Below are 15,919 nucleotides of genomic sequence, written 5' to 3' on the forward strand. Positions count from 1 at the left end.
CTGATGCAAGTGGTGTTTGGGCTAAAGTCTTCGCGGGCAAGCCTCGCTCCTACAGGGGATCGCGTATTCCTTGTAGGAGCGAGGCTTGCCCGCGAAGGCGTCCTCAAGAACGCCAAAAACCCCGGATCAGAAGTAATACCCAATGTTCATATACAACTGGTTCTCCCACTGATCGGTCCCGCCAGCCCCCAGGCTCTGGGTGTAGCTGCTACCACCGATATACGGGTCATTTTTGCCATACAACCACTCCGTCGCGATCCACAATTTGCTGAAGGAAAACGACGTCCCGAGGATCATCCGCTGTGAGGTCTTGAATTCATCGGCGGATTTATCGAAGGCGCTGTAGTTGGCATACAGCTTCACGCCGCTGATCAGGTCGAACAGGTACTTGCCGCTGACGTCGTAGCTCAGGTCCGCCACGTACAGATTGCCGCGACTGGCGACGTTGTAGGTGCCGTCGTAGCCGCCGAGGGTCACCACCTCATCGGTGCCGGCGTTGCGTGGCGACATCTGCTGCCGCGCCGCTTGCAGTTGCACGCCCCACGGGCCGTTTTTGCCGAGGTAGTGCACGGCCACGGCGTTGCGCCGGCCGTCGTTGTCGGTGTCCTTGTTTTCCAGGGTCGAGGTCAGGCCCGAAATGCCGACTTCGGACTTCCACGGTCCCAGGTCCAGGGCCTTGGCCACCCTCAGCACCACGGTGTTGCGTTCCTGGTTGTCGCTGCCATCGCCCACGTAGCTGTCGGCGCCGGACACCACGCTGGAATAGGTCACGCCCTTGCTGGTGCCTTTGCCTTGCCAGGCCGGGCGCAGGTAGTAGCCGGCCTGGATGTTCCAGTCACCGCTTTGCTGGATGTACTTGGCGCCGACCTGTTGCACATCTTCCAGGCCGATAACATTGCCCAGGGTTTCGTAGAAAGTGCTGCCGAAGTACGGCTGCAAACCGAACGGCACGGTGTTCAGGCCCACCTGCACTTGCTGGTCGGGGTTGAACTTGTAACCGGCCCACGCGAACTTGGCGAACTGGATGTCGCCGTAGTTCTTGGTGTACTGGTAAGGGTAAGAGCGCCCGTAGAAGCGGTATTGCGCCTCACCGATCCAGGTGTCGGAATTGTACTTGGCGCTGAGGAACACCGTGTCCAGACCGAACTTCTGAATGTCGCGATCCGGGTCATAGTCCCAACGTGCCCGAATGGCGCCGCCAAGGTCGAGGTTGTCGGTGACCTGCACCGCCATGGCCGGTGCCGCGAAGGCGCCGAGCAGAGGAATGAGAGCGATGGAACGGACCGCAAGAGGGGTTGTGCGCACAGTCATACTCCTGATTTTTTAGTTATGGTTGGCAACAGCAGCCCATGCCGCAGCGAACGCTGCGACCTGGGAAAAGGGTTATTGACTCAGTTGGCTTGAGGTCGGATCAGCCTCAGCGGTGGTTCAGCGACGGGCACCACCGGTATCGCCGAAGCACCGGGCGCCGCCGCGAGCAAGGTCTGGGTGTAAGTGTTTTGCGGCCGCAACAGCACCTGTTGCGCGGTGCCGTATTCCACCACTTCGCCCTGACGCATCACCGCGATGTAGTCGCTGATCTGCGCCGCCACCCGCAGGTCGTGGGTGATGAACAAAATGCTCAGGTTGAAGCGCTGTTGCAGTTCGGCCAGCAGTTCCAGCACCTGTTTCTGCACCGAGACATCCAGCGCCGACACGCTCTCATCGGCGATCAGCACTTCCGGGCGCATCGCCAGGGCCCGGGCGATGCCAATGCGCTGGCGCTGGCCACCGGAAAACTGCCGTGGCTTGCGCTTGAGGGCGTCACGCTTGAGCCCGACCTGCTCCAGCAAATCGCCGGCCTCGGTCCAGGCATCCCTGGCCGACAAACCACGCAATTGCGCGGCGCGGGCGATGATGTCGCCGACGCTGTGCCGTGGATTCAGCGAGCCATAGGGGTCCTGGAAAATCATCTGGATCCGCCGCCGATTGGCTGCCAGGGCCGAACCGCGCAAGGCGAGGAAATCCGTATCGCCGACCCAGACATGGCCGCTGTCGCTGTCCACCAGCCGAATCGCGGCTTTGACCAGGGTGCTTTTGCCCGAGCCAGACTCGCCGACAATCGCCAACGTCTTGCCCCGTGGCAGTTGCAGCGACACATCCTTCAGCGCCGGGACCGAGCGACCACTGACGTTGTAAGTCTTGGTCAGATGCTCGATGCGCAACGCCATCTCACCGTCGGCACACGGCGCGTGCAACTCGGGATGCAACGCCGGCACGGCCGCAATCAACTTGCGGGTGTAGGGGTGATTCGGCGCATTCAGCACCTGGTCCCGCTCACCGATTTCCACCAGCACACCGCCCTCCATCACAGCGATGCGGTCGGCGATTTCCGCCACCACACCGAAGTCGTGGGTGATGAACAAAATGCCGTGCTGACCGCGACCGCGCAGGTCGCGTACCAGTTTCAGCACCTGGGCCTGAGTGGTGACGTCCAGCGCCGTGGTCGGCTCGTCGGCGATCAGCAAATCCGGGTTCATCGCCAACGCCATGGCAATCACCACCCGTTGGCATTGGCCGCCGGAGAGCTGATGCGGGAAGCTGTTGGCGATCCGTGGCGGGTCGGGCAATTGGGTGGAGTCGAGCAGGGCGAGCATGCGTTCCCGGCGTTCAGCGGCGGGCATGTTCGGTGCGTGGATATCGAAGATTTCCTCGACCTGCTGACCGATGCGAATCGCCGGATTCAGCGCCGCCATCGGCTCTTGGAAAATCATCGCGATGCGGTTGCCACGCAAGCGTCGCAACGCCTGTTCGTCCATGCGGCAGATGTCGTCGCCAAGAAAATCGATCACCCCTTCGCTGTGGCGCAGACCTTTGGCGTAGTCGCCCATGATCGCCGCCGAGAGCACCGATTTGCCGGAGCCGGACTCACCGATCACACAGAGGATTTCACCCTTGCGCACGTCAAGGCTGATGCCTTTGACCGCGTGACTGCGGTCGGCACCGGCGGGTAGTTCGATGGACAGGTTCTCAACCTTTAAGACTTGTTGTTGGCTCATGCTCAACTCCTTGTGCCTTTCTGGGCGTGTTCGTCCAGACCGTCCGCCAACAGGCTCAGGCCCAGCATCAGGGTGGAGATGGCAATGCACGGGAAGATCACCAGGTGCGGGAAGGCGATGGCCATGCTGCGGCCTTCGTTGATCATGCCGCCCCAGTCCGGGGTCGGCGGTGGCAGGCCGAGGCCGAGGAAACCGAGGGCGCCGATCATGATCGCGGTGTAGCCGATGCGCAGGCAGAAATCGACGATCAGCGGCCCGCCGCAGTTCGGCAGGATTTCCACCAGCATGATCCGCAGCGAGCCTTCGCCCTGGGTGATGGCGCTGAGCACGTAGTCCCGGGACCGGATGTCGATGGTCAGCGCACGCATGATGCGGAAGATCGCCGGGGCACTGGTGAACGTCACTGCGATCAGGATGTTCAGCGCCGAGGCACCGAGGGCGATGATGATCACGATGTACAACACCAGCACCGGGAATGACAGCACGGTGTCCGCGACATAGGACAGCAACGCATCGACCCAGCCATTGAAGTAACCGGCGCACAGGCCCATGGCGATGCCCACGGCGAACGCGGTCAGGGTCGCGAGGATCGACCAGAACAACACCGTGCGGGTGCCCCAGATCAGCCGCGACAGAATGTCCCGACCGATCATGTCAGTGCCCAGCAGAAAGCTCAGGCCATTGCCATCCGGGGTCATCGGCGTCAGCAGCGGAGTGAAGCTTTCCAGTGGATCGTGGGGCGCCAGCCACGGCGCGAACAACGCCATCAACACCCAGCCACCGACCAGCAGCAAACCGAGCAACGCCAAGGGATGTTTGAACGAGTTGAGGAAGTTCATTGGCCACCTCCGCCAAGACTGCGCAAGGTGATGCGCGGGTTGAGCCAGGTGTAGGCCAGGTCCGAGAAGATTTTGGTCGCGCCGACCACAATGCCGCTGATCATTGCGCAGGCTTCGATCAGGTACACGTCATGGTTCAGCGACGCGGTGTACAGCAGCGAGCCAAAGCCTTTGTAGGCGAAAAACACCTCGACCACGATCACGTTCGACAGCAGCCACGGGATGTACAACATGATCACCGTGATCGGTGCGATCAGCACGTTACGCAGGGCATGCCGCAGCACGATCCGCGAGGTGGACGCGCCTTTGAGGCGGGCGGTGCGGATGTATGGCGCCTGCATCACTTCGACCATCGAGGCGCGGGTGATCCGCGCCAGATAACCGATGCCGAACAGGCACAGCACCATCAGCGGCAATGCCAGCTCTACGGGGTTGAAACCGTCGCTCATGCTGCTCACGCCCGGCAGCCAGTTCAGCCAGAAGACGAAGATCGCCGAGACAAACACCGCACTGGCGAAGTCCGGAATCGAGGTGGTGACGATCGATAGAAATGACACCAGCCGATCCACCGCCGAGCCTTGGCGAATCCCGGCCAGAATGCCGAGGGTCAACGCCACCGGCACCATCACCGCCAAAGCCAGTCCAGCGAGGATCAGGGTTTGCCACAGGTTAGGCAGCAGCAGGTCGATCACCGGTTCACGAAAGTGCACCGAAGTGCCCCAATCGCCGTGAACGAAGTCTTTCAACCAAACTAAATAGCGCCAGACGAAGGGTTGGTTGTAACCGTGTTCCACCAGCCATGCGGCGCGTTGGTCGGCGGCGGAGTAGGGGCCGAGGACGTTGATTGCGACGTCCTCGATGTTCAGTTCCAGGGCCAGGAACACGATCACCGACACCGACAGCAGGGTTGCCGCCAGCGCCAATAACTTGCGCAATAGAAATTCAGCCATGCTCGCACGCTCCGGCTAATCAAGGGATGGCGGCCCAACCCTCCGAGGTGGGCGAGCCGCGTGAGGGGCGCGTGAATCAGGCGCTCAACCAGACTTCATCCATTGGGTAGAAGTCCGAGGGGTGAACCTGAAAGCCCTGGACTTTCTTGCTGGCGGCGGTGAATTTGTCGCCCCAGAACGGCTGCACCATGACGCAGGCGTCTTGCAGGATTTGCTCGACGCTTTGCATGGCCACGGCCCGTTGTTTCGGGTCGATGATGCCCATGGCGTTGTCCAGCGCGGCGTCGAACGCCGGGTCGCTGTAGTGGCTTTCGTTCCACGCGGCGCCGCTGCGGTAGGCCAGTTCCAGCGACATCACGCCCAACGGGCGGTGGGCCCAGTAGGTGAGGCTGAACGCGGCTTTGTCCCAGATTGGCCAGTATTGGGTGGCCGGAATCACTTTCAGGTTGATGCGGATGCCGGCCTCGGCGCAGTTCTGTTGCAGGATCTGCGCGCAGTCCTGTTCGTAACGGCCCTGGGTGTTGCCGACGATCAGGTCGATGTCGATGCCATTCGGATGGCCGGCTTCAGCGAGGAGTTTCTTCGCGCCAGCGACATCACGGGCACGTTTGGGCAGCGGGAAGTATTCCGGGTGCGACGGGGCGACGTGGTGGTCTTCGCCCAGGGTGCCCATGCCGCGATAGGCGATTTTCAGCATCTGTGCGTTGTCGGCGCAGAGCACCACGGCTTTGCGAATCCGTACGTCGTCGAAAGGTTTTTGATCGCAGGCCATGCGCATGACCACGGTTTGCGCCGATTTGCAGGTCAGCAGTTGTGCGCCCGGCAAACGCTTGGCCAGGTCCAGTTCGGCCACGGTCACCCGGTACAGTACGTCCACTTGCCCAGCCTGCAATGCCGCGAGGTGGGTCGAGACGTCGGTGCCCATGTCGACGTAGCGCAACTCATCGAGGTTGGCCGGTTTGCGCCAGTAATCGGCACGCTTGGCGAAGGTCGCCTGCTTGTTGACCGCAAACGACACCAGTTTGAACGGCCCGGTGCACAGCGGGTTTTTCACCCAATCATCACCGGCCTTGAAGCTGCGGTGGACGATGGCGCAGGTGAAGGCGTTGAGCATTTCCGGGATGGCCAGCATCGGCCGCTTGAGCACCAGGCGGAACTGGAAGTCGCTGACTTTCTCGAAGGCGCTGATGTCCTGGAATGCGGTGCGGTTGACTGACTTGGAATCGGCGGCGATCCAGCGCTCGATGTTGTGCTGCACGTCCTCGACGTTGAAGGTGTCGCCGTTGCTCCACTTTACGTCCTGACGCAGGTTGAAGGTCCAGGTCTTCAAGTCGTCGGACGGGCTCCAGCTCTCGGCGAGGTACGGGTGGGTGATGTTGTCAGCGTCGACCCAGGTCAGGAATTCCAGCGAGTTGCGCAGCAGGTTCGAGGCTTCGATCCAGGTGATCAACATCGGGTCCTGGATTTCCTGGATGGCGCAGGCAAACCGCAGCGTGCCGCCCTGGCGTGGCGGGACAGCCTCGGCGGCGCGCACGCTATTACCGAGCAGGGCCGAACCGAGGAACGTGCTGGCGCTGGCGGCGGTGATGCCGAGGAGGGTGGCGGTGCGCAGGAATTGCCGGCGGTTGATCTCGCCGCTTTTGACTTGGGTGCACAGCTCGTTTACCGCTGGATGCGGCAGGGCGCCGTCCAGTGTCATTAACTCTTTCATATGCCTCTCCGATAACGTGCACAAAATGCGTTTTTCGACTGGCCGCTGGTGGGGCGAGCGGCAGACGCGGTCGGTTTTCGATAAACCGAAACTGTCAGTGGCAGGCGCCGCGAAGGCGCAGGCAAGACAGGCGTGAAGCCGGCAGCAGAACAAGGCGCAACGAAATCAGGAGGTCGGGAATGGGGTAGGACATAGGGCTGCTCTCATGTTGTTTTTATTAGAGATGCCCGCAGTTTTGTCATCTGCGCAAAGATCGACAAACGATAAATTCAACGGTGAAACGTTCGATAAATGCATGTTACTGACCGTAAGGAAGGCTGCCGCTTGAGATAGACAGGCTGGACTGATGAAGGAACGGGGCGTTGAAGTCGCAAACGCCCCTTGTTCCGAGTGGGAACAAGGGGAAAAACGGACGGTGTCGAAGGAGATGACGACGCCGTCCGGGCAACTCATCGCGGCATCAGGCGTGGATCGAACGGGTAGTCGGAGAGCAATTCGATACCGTTTTCGTGGATGTAGATCTGCTCTTCGAGCTTCACACCTTCGCCGCCTTCATCGTGGCCGATGTAGCTTTCTACGCAGATGGTCATGCCGGCCTCGAACACACCGTCGTAGCCCAGCGAATCGATGTCTTCGCGGTGCACAACGTAAGGGTATTCACCGGTCATGCCGACGCCATGCGCCAAAGCGAAGTAACGGTTGGCCTTGTAGTTGTCGGGAATCTTCCACGCCAGCTCGGCGTATTCCTTGAAGCTGCGCCCGGCCTTGAGCATTTCCATGTTGGTCTGCACTTGCTCGTAGGCCAGTTTGTACAGCTCCTGTTGCTTGGCGGTCGCGGCTTGCTCGCCGCAGAGGAAGGTTCGCGAGAAGTCGGCGTAGTAGCCGAAACGCCCGACCACGTCAGTGTCCAGGGCCACCAGATCGCCGGCCTCGATCGGCCGGGTGCTGCATTCTTGAAACCATGGATTGGTGCGCGGCCCGGAGGACAGCAGGCGGGTTTCCACATAATCGCCGTCGGTGGCGATCACGTGTTGGTGCAGGTGCGACCACAGTTCGTTTTCACTGATGCCCGGCACCAGTTTGCTTTCCATCAGACGCACCCCGGCTTCAGTGGCGCGCAGGCTGGCGCGAATCATCTTCAGCTCGTTCGGCACCTTGATGCAGCGCGCCCGTTCCAGCGGTTCCTGGGCGTCGAAAATCTGATAGCCGAGTTTTTGCAGTTCGAACGCGGCGGCCGAGGTCGCGCTTTCGATGGCGATGCGCTTGTTGCCGCCACCGTGCTTGCGCACCAGTTCATCGATTTCGGCGGCCCATTCAGCGGTGACGTTGCTCAGGAAACTGTCGCAAAAGTAGTAGGAGATGGCTTTGGCCGGGCGCACTTCATCGACGGTGTTGAGCTTTTCTGCCAGATGCAGGCAACCGCCGAATTCGAAGACCACCACCGGGCCTTGCGCCGGGATGAAGGCGTAACGCGCCGGGTTGCGCGCCGAGTACACCTGCATGTTGCGTGAGCCGGTGGCGTAGCGCATGTGGGTCGGGTCGAACAGCACGCAGGCGGCGTAGTCGCGTTTTTTCAGTTCGTTGCGCACCCGTTGCAAACGGTCGAGCTGGATTTGCTGGATCTCGTCGTAGGTCGGTTCGCAGTCGGCGGGGTTGCGGTTGGGGCCGGACAGGCTCATGGGGTGTTCCTCGCAGGGCAAATACGGTGGGTTTTTTTCAGGATTTTTTTGGGCGGATCAGTCGAGCAACTGGTCGCTGCGCACCAGGTTGCGTTCGGCTTGCAGGTGAGCTTCGGACAGGCGTCCGTAAAGCTGCTTGGTGCGCTGGGCGCGGCCGATGATTCCGGGCTTTTCGGAGTAGGCGAAGATGGCGGTGTTGCGCTCAGTGGCACCCTCGACGCGGGTCACTCGGTGCACGGAGAAGCGGCCCTTGAAGATCTGCAAGTCGCCGGGGTTGAGTTCCAGTTCCTGCACTCGGCTGCGGTCGTCGCCGCGCACCACTTTGCCCACCGCACCGAGGTTTTCCTGGGTGCGGGTGCGGATCATCGGCGCGTATTCGAACACGCCACCGGCCTCGGGCTTCTGGGTCATCATGCTGACGATGAATTCGTTGGTGTCGAAGTGCCAGGGCTGCTCGGTGCCGTGGGGCATGACATTGATCACCAGCCCGGCGAACGGGTCGGCGTATTCGAAAATCTCCGGCTCGTTGAGGCAGGCGCCGATAAAGCGCTTCATCATCGGCGAGACGTACAGCCGATGAATGATCGCGTCCGGAGCGATCATGTCCCGGGTCACGAAACCGCTGGTGCGCTCCATGAACGTGCGGCGCGGGTCATCCTGGGGCAGGGCGGGGTCGTCTTCGGTGAAGTAGGCGTTGACCTTGCGCACCGAGTAGAACGTCTTGCCCGACAGCGCCTGGCCTTCGGCGCGGGCCTGTTCCAGCGCCTCGGGCCTCAGGAAATTCTTTAGCAGGCAGCAGCCGTCCTTGGCCAGTTCGGCGCGGGCGTGTTCGATCAGTGCCTGTAATTGGACATGGCCCGAATCATGTATGGGGTACAACTCGGTATTAATGATGTCGCTGATATCGCCCACTTCGGCGTCGGCAAGTTGAAGGCTCATGCAAGTCTCCTGAAACTATCAATTAACAGTGTTTGGCGTTGAATCGATAGTTGCTTAAAGAGGTGCGAAGTGGAAATTACAAGTTGTGATCGAATCCATCGGCAGGGGCGATAGTTATGTCGGGCGAACTGGATGGGACCTTACTTAAAGTGTTTGTCGCGATTATCGAGTGTCACGGTTTTTCCGCGGCAGCCGAGCGCCTGCATAAAACCCAATCGACCATCAGTCAGAGTTTGCAGCGCCTGGAAGAGATCGTCGGTACGCCGCTGGTGCAGCGCTCCAGTCGTTCGGTAAGCCTGACCCCCGGCGGCGAAACCTTTCTGATCTACGCCCGGCAGATCCTCAAGCTGCACGCCGATGCGATCAACGCTGTGCAGCTGCCCGACGAACAGGTGTGCATTCACGTCGGCATGCCCGAGGACTACGCCCAGTTCTGCCTGAGTGGGGTGTTGCGCGACTTTCAGGCGCAGTTTCCCCAGGTGCGGCCGGACATTTGCTGTGAAATGTCCACCGCGCTGGTCAGCCGTTTGCAGCGTGGCGAATTGGACCTGGTGCTGGGTGTGCAGCACGCCAATCTGCAGCCGGGTGAATTTCTGTGCGACGAGCCGCTGGTGTGGGTGGCGGCTGAAGGTTGGCGCGCCGGCAAGGACCCATCGGTGCCGTTGGCGGTGTATGCCGAGGGCTGCGCCTTCCGGGCCAACGCGGTGCGGGCGCTGGCCGAGGCCGGGCGGCCGTGGCATGTGGTTTACACCAGTCAGAGCCCGCGGGGCATCGGGATTGCCATTGAACAGGGGCAGTCGGTGGGCGTCACGGCGCGGCGGCTGGTGCCGCCGGGCTGGCAGGTGCTCGATGAGGCTCAGGGCTTTCCGCCGATCGACCCGGCGCGGTTGATGGTCTGGCGTTCGACTCAGTCTCAGGCGCTGGCGGTCGAGGCACTGGTGGAGATTCTGTGCCGCGCGTTGGGCCGTTCAGAGTTGCTGACCCAGCGCGGGCTCGCGGGACTGACGGCGGGCCATCAACCCCAGCAATAACAGGCTGGCCGCCACCCAGCAGGCGATCCAGCCGTGCACCAGGGCAAACTGCCCGGTGGCTTGCAGCAGCCAGCCACAGATCCCGTTGGCGGTGGCGCTGCCCAGGCCGTAACCGACCATGCTCAGACTCACCACTTGCAGGCTTTGCACCGGGCTCAATCGTGCGCTGAGGTAGGCCGCCATCAAGCCCCAGACCGGGAAATAGAACAGCGCAAACAACCCGGCCGCCAGCCAGGTCAGGGTCAGGCTCGGTTGCCAGAGCAGGGCCAGCATCGCCAGGCCGAAAGCGCCGATGCTCAGCGCGATCACCCGCAAAGCGCCCCAGCGATCCGCCAATGAACCCAGGAGCAAACCACCGACCACGCCGCCGATGCCGATCAGCGTCCACAGTGAACCGGTGATTTGCGCGTTGGCGCCCAGGCGTTCGCTGGCAAACGCCGAAAGGAAGTTCAAGAACGGTCCGCTGATTGCGCCAATAAAGGCGCTGAGCAGCAGAATATGCAGCGCCACCGGGTGCTCCAGGCACAGGTGCAGCCATTGCCGGAGGACCCGGCGTAGCGACGGCGCGCTGCTGGGCTTGTGGCGTTGCTGCGCTGCGAGCGGGGCCAGGGCCCAAAAGGTCAGCAGGGTGACGACCAGTGTCAAACCGGCGCAGATCAACCAGAAGTGCTTCAGGGAAATACCCTGCAACAACGCGATCAGCACACCATTGAGGCAAATCGCAAACGCCGCCCCTGACGACGCCAGCCCCAGCACGCGGCTGCGGTGGGAAGCCGGGATCACCTCGCTGGCCAATGCCGCAATAGCGTTCCAGTTCGACACCGCACAGGCCGAGACCAGCGCCAGGCACAGCGCAAACGGCAGCACCCACGGTGTGGCAACCGCCAGTGCCAACAGCACCGGGCTCAAGGCCATCGTCAGGCGCACCATGTTGCGCGGGCTGATCCATGCCGCTGCAATACCGCTGACAATCGATGCGCCCATATAGAACAGCTGCAACAGCGCCGCAATGAACGCGGCCTGGCTGTAGCTCAGTTCGAATACCTGACGGATGTCGGGCAATAACGCCGAATACAGAAAAATGCTGAAACCGTGGGTGGTGGCGTTACACGCCGTGAAGATGAGCGCCAATATGCCAATACTTCTGGCGGGTGAATGAACAGGGGGTGGCATATATTCGGCTCGGGTTAATTGCAGCAGGATGGGGCGAATTTATGTTGTTCGCCCTATGTAAGTGCGCTGACGTATTGAAGTGTTTAGTTGAGGTCAGACTAGCGTTTATATAAATAAAACAGCCAGTGCTTAATAGTCATGAGTGTGCTGCAAAATACTCATGCTATTTATGCGTGAACGACAGTGACTGAGCTGAAACCGACCCCGGCCCTGTAGGAGCGAGGCTTGCCCGCGAAGGCGGTGTGTCAGACAACATCATCGGTGACAGGCAGATTGCCTTCGCGGGCAAGCCTCGCTCCTACAGGGACGGGGTGATGGCATCGAAATCACCCCGCACAACACAAAAATGCATGTTACTCAGGAAATTTCCTACAAGCCGTGGGATGCTTGGCGCTCGTCAGCCCCAGCGCGAGTCCCTTTCATGAAACGCAAAATGCCCGCGCTCAATGCGCTCAAAGCCTTCGAAGTGGCCGGCAGCACCGGCAGCTTTACCCGGGCGGCGGAGTTGCTGAATGTCACTCAAAGTGCGGTCAGCCGCCAGGTGCGTCAGTTGGAGGAACAGCTCGGCGAGAACCTGCTGGAGCGCCGGCATCATCACCTGGAACTGACCAGCGCCGGCCGGGTGTTGCTGCGGGCGTTGCACCAGTCGTTCGACAAAATCGAACTCACGGTGCGCAGCATCCAGCAGAAATCCCACGCCAATCGCCTGCACATCAACGCGCCGCCGACCTTCACCAACCGCTGGCTGATGCCGCGTCTGGGACGCCTGCGCGAGAGGCACCCGGAATTGGAATTGAGCATCACCACGCGCCTGCAGGACAGCCTCGCGGAAACCAGCACCCTGGACTGCGCGATTCGTTTTGGCGATGGCGAATGGGATGGTCTGGACGCCTCGCTGCTGATCCAGGAACGGCATATCGCGGTGTGCGCGCCGTCCTTGTATGCGCGGGAGTGGAGCGAGGGCGGCATCGACCTCAATCGCCTGACGTTGCTGCATGTGCTGGCCAAGGAAGACCAACGCTACCTGACCTGGAAACACTGGCTGGACGCGGCAAAAATCAGCGGCGTCGATACCCAGGGCGGTTATGAATTCGACCTGCTGGACCTGGCGATTCGCGCGGCGACTGACGGACTGGGCATCACCATTGCCGATTGGCACATGGTCGCCCCGGAACTGGCCAGCGGGCAGTTGACCCAAGTGCTGAACGTGCACGTGGAAGGGCATCAATCCTACTGGCTGGTGACCCGGCCGGAGCAGACCTTGATGCCGCAATTGCAGGTGTTCAGCCAGTGGTTGCAGGAGGAAATCTGGTTGGCGCAGCGCCAGCTCGAACCCTCTACGGCGGCGTCTTCTGGGAGTTGAGTTTGCCTTTAGAGCCACCCCTCACCCCAACCCTCTCCCCAAAGGGGAGAGGGGGGAAGGGAGCCGATCTTCATGCTGTTCAAACCCGAGTTCGGCGCGATATTTCAGGTCGATGTCACTTATCCAAACAACTCGGTCGGCTCCCTCTCCCCTCTGGGGAGAGGGTTGGGGTGAGGGGTCGATCTCACTAACGTGCAATTTTCGAATGTTCCCCCGCTCAATAAATCGTTTGTTCAACCCGTCCAGCACGCCAAGACTGGAGCAACTGGATAAAAACAACGATGGGCGATGCACATGCGACTCGAGCGAAACTTTGTAAACGGTCACTTCATTGAGCCTGCCAGCGACGCGCTGATTGCAGTCTACAACCCGGCGACTGAAGCCCTGGTGGGCCACGTTTCGGCGGCCAACACCGCTGAAGCCACCGCCGCCGTCGACGCTGCCGCCGCGGCGCAGAAGGTCTGGGGCAAGCTGACCAGCATCGAGCGCGCCGAACACTTGCGTTCATTCGCCGATGCCCTGGAAGCCTGCGCCGACAACATCGGTGCAGCCCTGGCCGCCGAATCCGGCAAGAGTGTCTCTGATGCCAGCAACGAAGCCCGTTACGCCGCGCAGATCACCCGTTACCACGCCGAGTGGGCGCGGCGGATCGAAGGCGAGATCATTCCCAGCGACACCCCCAACGAAAACCTGTTTCTGCACCGCGAGCCGATTGGCGTGGTCGCGTGCCTGATTCCGTTCAACTACCCGGTCTATACCCTGCTGCGCAAAATCGCCCCGGCGCTGATTGCCGGCAACACTGTGGTGGTGCGCCCAAGCAACAACACCCCGACCTCGGCGTTTGAAATCGCCAAGGCTGTGCAGCAATCCGGTTTGCCGGCCGGCGTGGTGAACATCCTGACCATGGATCACGCCACCGCCGCCGCCGTTTGCACCCACAAAGCGGTCGGTCTGATTACCCTGACCGGCAGCGTCAACGCCGGACGCATCGTGCTGGATTACTGCAAGGCCAACATCGCCAAGCCATCGCTGGAACTGGGCGGCAAAACCCCGGCGATCATCGAAGCCGACGCCGATCTTGAAGCCGCCGCCAGCGCGATCGTGGCCTCCAAGACCACCCACTGCGGCCAGTTGTGCACGGCGGTGGAGCGGGTCTACGTGCAGGAAAGCGTCTATGACCAATTCCTTGCGCTGTTGAAAGTGAAAATCAGCGCTGTGAAGTTCGGCGACCGCGCCACCGACGCCGACCTGATGGGGCCACTGGTCAATGCCAGTTCCCGGAAGAACATCCACGCCATGGTCGAGCGTGCCATCGCCGACGGTGCTGTACTGGAAACAGGCGGTTTTATCCCCGAAGGCAATGGTCATTTCTACCCGCCGACCCTGCTCAGCGGCTGCCGTCAGGACATGGAAATCATCCAGGAAGAAATCTTCGGCCCGGTGCTGCCGGTGCTCAAGTACCGCGACATCGACGAAGCCCTGGCCATGGCCAACGATCACCAGTTCGGCCTGTCCTCGGTGCTGTACACCGAGAACTACCGCACCACGATGAAAGTCGCCAACGCCATCGAGGCCGGCGAGTTGTACGTCAACCGCACCCCGGCCGACCCGTACCAGGGCTTCCACGCCGGATGGAAACGCTCGGGCCTGGGCGGCGATGACGGCAAGCACGGCATGCTCGAATTCACCCAGACGAGGCTTGTAGTACTGAAGTACTAGTCAAAAGCTGCAAGTTTTGAGCTTCAAGCTGCAAGTAAAAGCGAATGCCAGCCAGCTTTGGCTTGCCGTTTAAAGCTTGCCGCTTGCAGCCGCACCTCCCCAATAAAAACAATTATTCAGGGGGACCCGTACGTCGGGCCACCCGAGGTTTTTCAGATGTCCAAGCCTGCAACCACTGTTGCCGCTGTTCAGGGTTCGAACGCGGGTTCAAAAAGCCACAGTGACAAGGGAAGTCGCTACATCCAGTTGATGCTGCTGGTGCTCGCCGCCGGGGCGATTTACCCGATCCTGTACCTGCGCCAGGTCTACCAGACCACCATGCTCGAAGTGTTTCAGATCAACCACAGCGAGCTCGGTTATCTGTACTCGATGCTGGGCACGATTTTCCTCCTCAGCTACTTGCCCAGCGGTTGGCTGGCTGACCGCATCGCCCCGCGTTTCCTGATTTTCTTTTCGCTGGTGGCCACCGGCGCCCTGGGTCTGTGGTACTCCACGGCGCCGTCGATGACCGGTCTGATGATCATCTTCGGTTGCTGGGGCCTGACCACCGGCCTGACGTTCTGGGCCTCGGTGCTCAAGCGGGTGAAGATGATTGCCCATCACACCGAGCAGGGCCGGTTCTTCGGCATCCTCGATGGCGGTCGCGGGTTGGTTGAAGCGTTGCTGGCAACGGTCGCTTTGGGGCTGTTTGCCTTCGCCACCGAAACCCGTGGCGAGTCGGCGGCGGAAGGTTTCAAGCACGTGGTCTACCTGTACGCCTTCACCTGTATCGCCATCGGCTGCGTGCTGGTGCTGATCAAGGACCCGAAGTCGATGGCAGACACGGCGGCAGTGGAGAAGGGCAAGTACAACCTGCTCAGCGATCTGACGACGTTGGTGAAAATCCCTGAACTGTGGCTGGTCACTGCCATCGTGTTCTGCGGTTATCACATCTTCTGGGCCACCTACAGTTTCTCCGATTACTTGCAGGGCGGCGGCATGACCGCGGTCATGGCCGGCACCATCACCACCATCAAATTGTGGATGCGCCCGATTGGCGGCATAGGTGGCGGTTGGCTGGGAGACAAGTTCTCGAATATTTCGGTGCTGATCGTGGCGCTGTTCTGCGCATCGTTGGCGATGGTCGGCCTGATCGTGTTCCCGGCGCTCAACAGCATGGGCTTGCTGATCGGCACGGTGATCTTCATCGGCCTGATGACCTACGCCATTCGTGGCTTGTACTGGGCGATCCTCGACACCTGCAACATTCCGCTGCGCATCACCGGCCTGGCCATCGGCATTGTCTCGGTGGTCGGTTACCTGCCGGACGCTTTTATTCCCTTGATCAACGGCTACCTCACCGAACATTTCCCCGGTGCCCCTGGTTACAAGCTGTATTTCGGCTACATCGCTTTCGTCGGCCTGCTCGGGACCCTGGCGGCCCTGACCTTGCGCGCGCGTATCAATCGTCAATCTTTGAATAAAACAGGTGCCTGAG

At 61.0% G+C, this 15,919-nt stretch carries 12 protein-coding genes; 4 read left to right on the plus strand and 8 right to left on the minus strand.

The window, feature by feature from the left end:
• Nucleotides 1-126 precede the first annotated feature (126 nt).
• From BK667_RS30370 to BK667_RS30400, 7 genes are all read right to left on the minus strand, one after another.
• Nucleotides 127-1,233, minus strand: a complete 1,107-nt coding sequence (locus BK667_RS30370) for a hypothetical protein (protein ID WP_375538762.1) — start codon at nucleotides 1,231-1,233, stop codon at nucleotides 127-129.
• 158 nt (nucleotides 1,234-1,391) lie between these two features.
• A complete protein-coding gene (locus tag BK667_RS30375) occupies nucleotides 1,392-3,038 on the minus strand; it encodes a dipeptide ABC transporter ATP-binding protein (RefSeq protein WP_123599790.1) in 1,647 nt (548 codons plus the stop codon).
• A 2-nt stretch (nucleotides 3,039-3,040) separates the two neighbouring features.
• A complete protein-coding gene (locus tag BK667_RS30380) occupies nucleotides 3,041-3,877 on the minus strand; it encodes an ABC transporter permease (protein ID WP_123511858.1) in 837 nt (278 codons plus the stop codon).
• Nucleotides 3,874-4,827, minus strand: a complete 954-nt coding sequence (locus BK667_RS30385) for an ABC transporter permease (RefSeq protein WP_123599791.1) — start codon at nucleotides 4,825-4,827, stop codon at nucleotides 3,874-3,876. The genes BK667_RS30380 and BK667_RS30385 overlap by 4 nt, the downstream gene beginning before the upstream one ends.
• A 76-nt stretch (nucleotides 4,828-4,903) precedes the next feature.
• Nucleotides 4,904-6,538 (minus strand): ABC transporter substrate-binding protein, encoded by a 1,635-nt coding sequence (locus BK667_RS30390; RefSeq protein ID WP_123599792.1) that lies wholly within the window; start codon nucleotides 6,536-6,538, stop codon nucleotides 4,904-4,906.
• A gap of 449 nt (nucleotides 6,539-6,987) precedes the next feature.
• Nucleotides 6,988-8,217, minus strand: a complete 1,230-nt coding sequence (locus BK667_RS30395) for a M24 family metallopeptidase (RefSeq protein WP_123511864.1) — start codon at nucleotides 8,215-8,217, stop codon at nucleotides 6,988-6,990.
• Nucleotides 8,218-8,274: 57 nt separating this feature from the next.
• Nucleotides 8,275-9,156: a HalD/BesD family halogenase gene (locus tag BK667_RS30400; RefSeq protein WP_123511866.1), complete on the minus strand. Its 882-nt coding sequence runs from the start codon at nucleotides 9,154-9,156 to the stop codon at nucleotides 8,275-8,277.
• A 116-nt stretch (nucleotides 9,157-9,272) separates the two neighbouring features.
• On the opposite strand from BK667_RS30400, the gene BK667_RS30405 reads away from it, so the two are divergent.
• On the plus strand, nucleotides 9,273-10,187 hold the full coding sequence (locus BK667_RS30405) for a LysR substrate-binding domain-containing protein (RefSeq protein WP_123599793.1): 915 nt from the start codon (nucleotides 9,273-9,275) through the stop codon (nucleotides 10,185-10,187).
• Here BK667_RS30405 and BK667_RS30410 read toward each other — a convergent pair.
• Nucleotides 10,125-11,360 (minus strand): MFS transporter, encoded by a 1,236-nt coding sequence (locus BK667_RS30410; protein WP_123599794.1) that lies wholly within the window; start codon nucleotides 11,358-11,360, stop codon nucleotides 10,125-10,127. The two genes, BK667_RS30405 and BK667_RS30410, sit on opposite strands and share 63 nt — an antisense overlap.
• A 421-nt stretch (nucleotides 11,361-11,781) precedes the next feature.
• Here BK667_RS30410 and BK667_RS30415 point away from each other — a divergent pair, with 421 nt between their 5' ends.
• From BK667_RS30415 to BK667_RS30425, 3 genes are all read left to right on the plus strand, one after another.
• Nucleotides 11,782-12,723 carry a LysR substrate-binding domain-containing protein gene (locus tag BK667_RS30415; protein ID WP_123511872.1) on the plus strand — a complete coding sequence of 314 codons (942 nt, stop codon included), beginning with the start codon at nucleotides 11,782-11,784 and terminating at the stop codon, nucleotides 12,721-12,723.
• A 294-nt stretch (nucleotides 12,724-13,017) separates the two neighbouring features.
• Nucleotides 13,018-14,442, plus strand: a complete 1,425-nt coding sequence (gene aldA, locus BK667_RS30420) for an aldehyde dehydrogenase (protein ID WP_123599918.1) — start codon at nucleotides 13,018-13,020, stop codon at nucleotides 14,440-14,442.
• Between the two features lie 156 nt (nucleotides 14,443-14,598).
• Nucleotides 14,599-15,918 carry an MFS transporter gene (locus BK667_RS30425; RefSeq protein WP_123599795.1) on the plus strand — a complete coding sequence of 440 codons (1,320 nt, stop codon included), beginning with the start codon at nucleotides 14,599-14,601 and terminating at the stop codon, nucleotides 15,916-15,918.
• Nucleotide 15,919: the final 1 nt, after the last annotated feature.

Source organism: Pseudomonas frederiksbergensis, assembly GCF_003732705.1.
Classification (GTDB): domain Bacteria; phylum Pseudomonadota; class Gammaproteobacteria; order Pseudomonadales; family Pseudomonadaceae; genus Aquipseudomonas; species Aquipseudomonas frederiksbergensis_F.